The 6,675-nt window shown below is 45.5% G+C and carries 5 protein-coding genes; 1 reads left to right on the plus strand and 4 read right to left on the minus strand.

Going from position 1 to position 6,675, the window contains the following annotated elements; all coding sequences use genetic code 11:
- Positions 1-50 precede the first annotated feature (50 nt).
- The 4 genes from C7379_RS09445 to C7379_RS09460 form a co-directional block, all read right to left on the minus strand.
- Positions 51-968: a DMT family transporter gene (locus C7379_RS09445; RefSeq protein WP_116617093.1), complete on the minus strand. Its 918-nt coding sequence runs from the start codon at positions 966-968 to the stop codon at positions 51-53.
- 109 nt (positions 969-1,077) lie between these two features.
- Complete coding sequence (locus C7379_RS09450) at positions 1,078-1,455, minus strand: rhodanese-like domain-containing protein (RefSeq protein ID WP_419185311.1); 378 nt, start codon at positions 1,453-1,455, stop codon at positions 1,078-1,080.
- 204 nt (positions 1,456-1,659) lie between these two features.
- A complete protein-coding gene (glgP, locus tag C7379_RS09455; protein WP_116617095.1) occupies positions 1,660-4,221 on the minus strand; it encodes an alpha-glucan family phosphorylase in 2,562 nt (853 codons plus the stop codon).
- A gap of 18 nt (positions 4,222-4,239) precedes the next feature.
- The gene (locus C7379_RS09460; protein WP_243406765.1) at positions 4,240-5,910 is read right to left on the minus strand and encodes a glycogen/starch synthase; all 1,671 of its coding nucleotides are present in this window, start codon (positions 5,908-5,910) and stop codon (positions 4,240-4,242) included.
- Between the two features lie 127 nt (positions 5,911-6,037).
- On the opposite strand from C7379_RS09460, the gene C7379_RS09465 reads away from it, so the two are divergent.
- Positions 6,038-6,496, plus strand: a complete 459-nt coding sequence (locus C7379_RS09465) for a hypothetical protein (protein WP_336469925.1) — start codon at positions 6,038-6,040, stop codon at positions 6,494-6,496.
- The last annotated feature ends 179 nt before the right edge of the window (positions 6,497-6,675 follow it).

Consider the following 6,675-nt stretch of genomic DNA (forward strand, 5'->3'; position numbering starts at 1 on the left):
ACATTTTAGTTTCAATATGCAAAATACTACAGCACAAAGTGCAAATTAATTTATCGGCTACCTATATAGAGTAACACCATGCCCAGTAATACCAAGGCTAAGTCGGCGGCTTTAGCCTTGAGATTACGCTCTCGAAATACGATAGCGCCAAACAGAAAGCTCACGATAACGCTGCCACGGCGCACCATCGACACGATGGATATCATGGCATCGGGCAGGCTCAGTGCGTAAAAATACAAAAAGTCGGCCGCGCATAGAAATACGCTAATGCCTACTATGCTCCAATCCCAACGGAAAACACTGTCCGATTGGCGTTTGGGCCACCAAAATACAAATAGCACTATGAGCATCATGAGCATTTGGTAGAGGTTGTACCACGACTGGACAGCCATGTGGTCAATGCCCACACCGCCATCTTTGGGCGCCGCCATCAGAAATTTGTCATACAGTCCGCTGATAGCTCCCAATATGGCCGCCAACACAACGAAGTATATCCAGCGGTTGCTCTTGAAGTTTATTCCCTCTCGCTTACCAGATCGACTGAGCATGAAAAATGACATAACAGCCAATGACACGCCTGCCCACTGCCATCCATTGAGTGTCTCGCCAAACACTAAGAGGGCGCCAATAAGCACCATTACGGGGCGCGTGGCGTTGATTGGTCCCACGATGGTGAGCGGCAGATGCTTCAAACCTATGTAGCCCAGGGCCCAGCTTGACAGCACGATGATACTTTTCAAAATGATGTACTTGTGCGTTTCCCACCCTATACATGGCACATGGAAGATGCTTCCATCCAATTGGTGGCTCATCATTGAGATAATGATGAATGGCAAAAAAATAAGTGATGAGAATACGGTGTTAAGAAAGAGCACAGGTATCACGGCGTTGCCCGTGAGCGATTTTTTCTTGAACGAGTCGTAAAAGCCTAATAATGCCGCTGAGAGAAAAGCCAATATTAACCACATGCCTTGTTGCTTTTTTAAGTGGCAAAGTTTCGAACAAGTTTTCCATCAAGCCATGCGGTCGCCCAAATGTTTTGGGCTATGCGACTGGTGGAGGGGTGCTTCTTGCCGATTATCGATTGATAGGTTTGCCTGCGTCTATCCATTCCAAGATACCGCCACGCAGATTTATGACCTTGTAGCCTGTCTTGGCAAGCTTGTTGGCGGCCATCATCGAGCGTTTGCCACTACGACAATAGACGTATGCTGGCTTTGTTTTGCTGAATGATTGTTCCACCTTGGCAAGAAAATCGTTTTGTTGTACGTCGATGTTGGTGGCATAGGCTATGTGCCCTTCGGCATATTCGTTTGCGGTGCGAACATCGAGTAACTGGACATTGTTGGCATGAATGGCATTTTCAAAATGGTTAGCATCTACCGAAGTGATGTTTTCTTGCTGGGCGCAAGAACTTGTCCCGAGCCCTAATGCGGTTAAAATTGACATCATCATGTATTTCATATTATTGTTTTTTTGCCGTGGATTAGACCACGGATGGGTTGTGCATAATCATTACTCTTTGCAAATATACAAATTGATCAGCAAGTATGAAACCATATAGTGGTAAATATTTTTAATATAATGACAAAACAACAGATGCCTACATCTTTATGTATGTAGGCATCCGTCTTGTCTATATATTGTTCACTAATTAGATTAATCAAGCCATTTTACGTAGCAGAAATCTTGTCTATGAGGCAAGTTAGCATTCTTGGGGAACATGCGTACGCAGCTACGATAAGTTCCTGCGATGTCGGGTTCAACCTCAAGCTCGAAGGTGTAGTTGTTGCCCTCGTGGCCCACTTGCTTAAATTCAAATACACGATGTATTTGATAGTCTGAGGGATCAGTCTCTGGTTTCATCGTGACGAGTTCCAATCCGATGGCGTCATCAAGTCCTTGTTCGTCTATCACATAACTCAAATGGAATTTAACGCCTGTTTCACCCCCATTGTCAAACAGTTCGGTGCTCTTACTCACCACTTTTATACTATCCCAACGCTCAGCCACTGTCTCTTTCCATAAGGCGATGTCCTTAGCCAATTGGTTGTTGTTGGCGGATAGTTTTTTGAAGCGAGCAGCCTCCTTATTGTAGAACTTGTTGTAATAATCGTCCAGCTGACGCTTCATGGTATAGTGTGGAGCGATGGTGGCGATAGAGTTTTTGATAACTTTTATCCACTTTTCACTATAGCTTTTCCTGCCGTGATCATAGTAGAGCGGTATGATTTCGTTCTCTAACAATGAATAGATCGTGGCTGCGTCCAGTTGGTCTTGGTATGCCTGATTTTGATACGTACGCTCTTGTGGCAATGCCCAGCCAGCACCTTCACGATAGCCTTCCACCCACCATCCATCGAGAACTGAGAGGTTTATAACACCATTCATCTCGGCTTTTTCACCTGATGTTCCAGATGCCTCAAGCGGACGGGTGGGAGTATTCATCCAAATGTCTACACCTGATACCAATCTTCGAGCTAATTGCATGTCATAGTCCTCAAGGAAAATAATCTTGCCAAGGAACTCGGGGCGTTGGCTTATCTCGTAGATTTTTTTAATCAGGCCTTGACCTGCGCCATCCGCGGGGTGCGCCTTTCCTGAGAAAAGGAATATCACGGGGCGGTCCGGGTTGTTTACGATGCTGTTTAGGCGGTCTATATCCGTAAATAGCAGGTGGGCGCGTTTGTAAGTGGCAAAACGACGGCAGAAGCCTATCATCAATGCGTTGGAGTTGATGTTGTTGAGCAATGAGACCACCCGGGCAGGGTCGCCTTGATTTCGAAGCCACGACTGCGTGAACTTCTCGCGGATGTAATCCACCAATTTCTTCTTCAGGGCCATGCGTGTTTTCCAGATCTCATCGTCTGGAACATCGTATATAGCGTGCCAAATCTTCTCGTTGCTTTGGTCACTCATAAAGCTCGGATCAAAGTATTTATCATACACTTTGCGCCACTCTGTGGCAGCCCATGTGGGGAAATGGACGCCATTGGTAACATATCCCACATGATTTTCCTCTGGATAGTAGCCTGACCAGATAGGCGCAAACATTTTTTGGCTTACCCATCCGTGCAGTTTGCTCACGCCGTTTACTTCTTGCGATGTGTTGCAAGCGAACGTGCTCATGCAGAAACGCTCACTGTGGTCATCTGGATTTTGTCGTCCCATGCCGATAAACTCATCCCATGAAATACCCAATTTCTCAGGATAACCACCCATATATTTTCCAAACAGGTCCTCGCTGAAATAGTCATGACCTGCTGGGACAGGCGTGTGCACTGTATAAAGCGACGATGCTCTAACCAGTTCCATAGACTGATTGAAGGTCAATCCCTCGTCGATATAATCACAAAGGCGTTGTAGATTGCAAAGAGCGGCATGGCCTTCGTTGCAATGGTACACATCTTTTTTTATGCCAAGTTTTTTCAAAGTGAGTATTCCGCCAATGCCAAGGAGGATTTCTTGTTTCAGACGGTTTTCCCAATCGCCGCCATACAAGGAGTGGGTGATAGGCTTGTCAAATTCAGAATTCATCTCGTTGTCGGTATCCAGCAGGTATAATTTGATACGCCCCACATTGGCGCACCATACCAGGGCGTGCACTTGGTAGTTGAGATAGGGCACGTCTACCACCACTTGTTCTCCGTTAGCGTCAAGTACTCGCTCTATGGGCAATGAGTTGAAGTTCTGCGCATCATATTTGGCGATTTGTTGACCATCCATGGATAGCGTCTGGGTAAAGTAGCCATAACGATACAAAAAGCCTACGGCGCATAGGTCAACATTAGAATCAGAGGCCTCTTTCAAATAGTCGCCAGCAAGCATTCCGAGACCGCCAGAATATATTTTCAACACTTGGTTAAGACCGTATTCCATAGAGAAATAGGCCACGGATGGCCGTTTCTTGTCAGGCTCGACATCCATGTAGGCACGAAAGTTGGCATAAACCTTTTTAACTTTTCGCATCAATGCCACATCTTTCACTATCGCTTCTTTGCGGTCGTAGCTAAGACGATCAAGAAGCATGACAGGATTATGCCCCACCTCTTCATACAAATTTTCATCCAAACTCTTAAACAGGCTGCGAGCATCGTAGTTCCAAGCCCACCAAAGATTATGCGCTATCTCATTCAAACCGTTCAACTCTTCGGGTAGACGAGACTTAATCGACACCTCTTTCCATTTGGGAGTGTCGGTGTAATTAGATTTGATTTTCATAACTGTCTATCTATTTTATTATTGTTTTTGTATTTTTCTATTCTCCGCTTTTCTTAAAGCCATGTCGTAAGCTCGTTCATAATAAGCTATGAAATGGCTCCACAATGCTTTTTTGGATAGTTTTCCGGCTTTCTCGCGAATGGTTTTAACCTTTGCCGGAGCCATGTTGGCATAGTCCACAACCGTATCTTTGATAGCCTCGACTACCTCATTGTAGTTGTAATCGGTGCGTCGCACCACTTTCACGCCATCTTCTATCTCGCCATAATGACCCATAACAGTGTTTACCCAAAGACCAAATCCTGCCAAATCGGTGGTTATCGTGGGCACCTTGAAAGCTATGGACTCTAACGGTGTATACCCCCATGGCTCGTAATAAGATGGGTAGACGGACAGGTCGCCACCTATTATTATATCATAATAAGGCATGTCGAATATGCCATCGTGGCCAGTGAGGTAGCAAGGCACGAAGATTATCTTAATCTTGTCGTCCGCGTCGTTTCTTATGTCAAGGGCGTTCATCATGCCCATAACACGATCTTCGTTGGCGTTGTGTAAACAATGGGTGACGATGGGACGTGGTAGTGGCTCTGTAAAAATATTGCCCGTTTGTAAACGCTGTAGCAAATCTTGCCTTGGGGCGGCTACCCACGCTGGCACTTCTATGAAGGCAACAACATTCTTGTTTAGCTTTGGTTCGTGCCTCAGCCTGCTCATCGCCTCTATGAAAACGTCGATGCCCTTGTTGCGGTATTCGTACCGCCCACTTGTGGAGACAATTAAGGTGTCGTCTCCGAGGTTCGTACCCAACAACGCGTTGGCCACCTCGAGCATGCGTTTGCGGGCTTTACGCCGCTTGACCGAAAAGGCTGTGCCCTTGGCCACAAAATTAGCCTCGAAACCATTGGGCAGCACCGCGTCCACTGGCTTGTCCAACAACTTAGCGCACTCTTGGGCGGTGATGTCGCTCACGGTGGTGAAACAATCCACGTGATGGGCCGTTTGCTTCTCGATGGAGTGCTTGCTCTGCATGTTGAGCTCGCCTGCCATTTGGTCGCCGTTATAGGCGTCGAGATATTGATAGAGGGGCTTGTTGTTGCCAGCGATGCTTCTACCTATGCTCGTGGCATGCGTGGTGAAAATGGTGGCCACCTCTGGCAGGTGTTTTTTGATGTACAACAATCCCAACCCTGTCATCCACTCATTGCCGTGATAAACCACCTTGAGTGTGCGATTGAGATAAAATCGATAAAAGCTTTCTACCACCCGCCCCGCGGCATAAGAGAACATGGACGCCTCGTCATAGTCGCCGTAAGCGTGGAGGCTGTCCACTTGGAAGTCTTCCCAGAGCTTGGCATATATGTCATTCTTGTTGTTGTAGAAGATATCAAAATCTACAAGGATGGCAATAGGATGCCCTGGAATGTCCCAGCGACCGGCCCTGACATGCAATCCGTCAGTGTCTGCTTGTTCTTTCCAATCCGAAAAAAGGTTTGAATCTTCTATAAAATAGGGGCTCGGTTTTTCTTTCCAACAATCGGGACCTATAAAAATGATACGGTCTTTTATCTTATCTTGTAGTGTTTTGGCTCGCGTAGATAGCACCGCGTATATACCTCCGACCTTGTTACACACTTCCCAACTCGACTCGAAAATATAATCAGGAAACAGCATTTCTGTTGTTGTCATTAATCGATACTTTTCATGCAAAGATAAGATAAATAATGTATAAGACAAATTTTCAATGCTATAATTTATTAAAAACAAACCACTTCTTGATTTAAAACATTATCTTTGCAAAAAACAAATAGTCATTATGGTGAAAAAGCTCATTTTCGTCCTTGTGTGCATTCTGTCCGCTGTGTCGGCATTTGCACAAAATGCAACAAGCGATTTGGACTCGACGACGTTCAAAGGCAGGTTTGACAACAAAGAATTTAATATTTATATCGTGCTCGACGCTTATCACAACAACGTGATTGTACCACGCCAAGAAGTGTACGGTGAGATGTCGGGCTATCTTGGCGATTATCAAGACGGACGTAAATGGCTGTTCACCGCCTCTACCATCAAGGATGCCAAAACCATTGAGCTCAGCGTTATCAACGATTATGGGAGCGAGGATCTTACAGCCACTTTCTCTTTCACAAAAGATGGTACTTATGTTTTGAGACAAGAGAAAGGGAGCAATCTAAAAATTGCAAGAAACCGAAAGTGGCTCAAACTGCCAAAAGAGATGGTTTTTGTGAGGAATTGCAACCGAGTGAGTCGTTGATAAAATTTATGCGACAGACGTTTACCCTCAAATCCGCAACTAAGCCCTTGAACGTCCTTATTGCGTTTACACGTCCTCTCATTACTGAATTTGCTCTAAGTTTGCAGAAGAATGCGACGCAGTCGCATAAACATTAAATAATCAAGGTAAAACTATGATTGCTAAAGACAGTTTCGTAC

Source organism: Hallella colorans, from assembly GCF_003096815.1.
Lineage (GTDB): Bacteria > Bacteroidota > Bacteroidia > Bacteroidales > Bacteroidaceae > Prevotella > Prevotella colorans.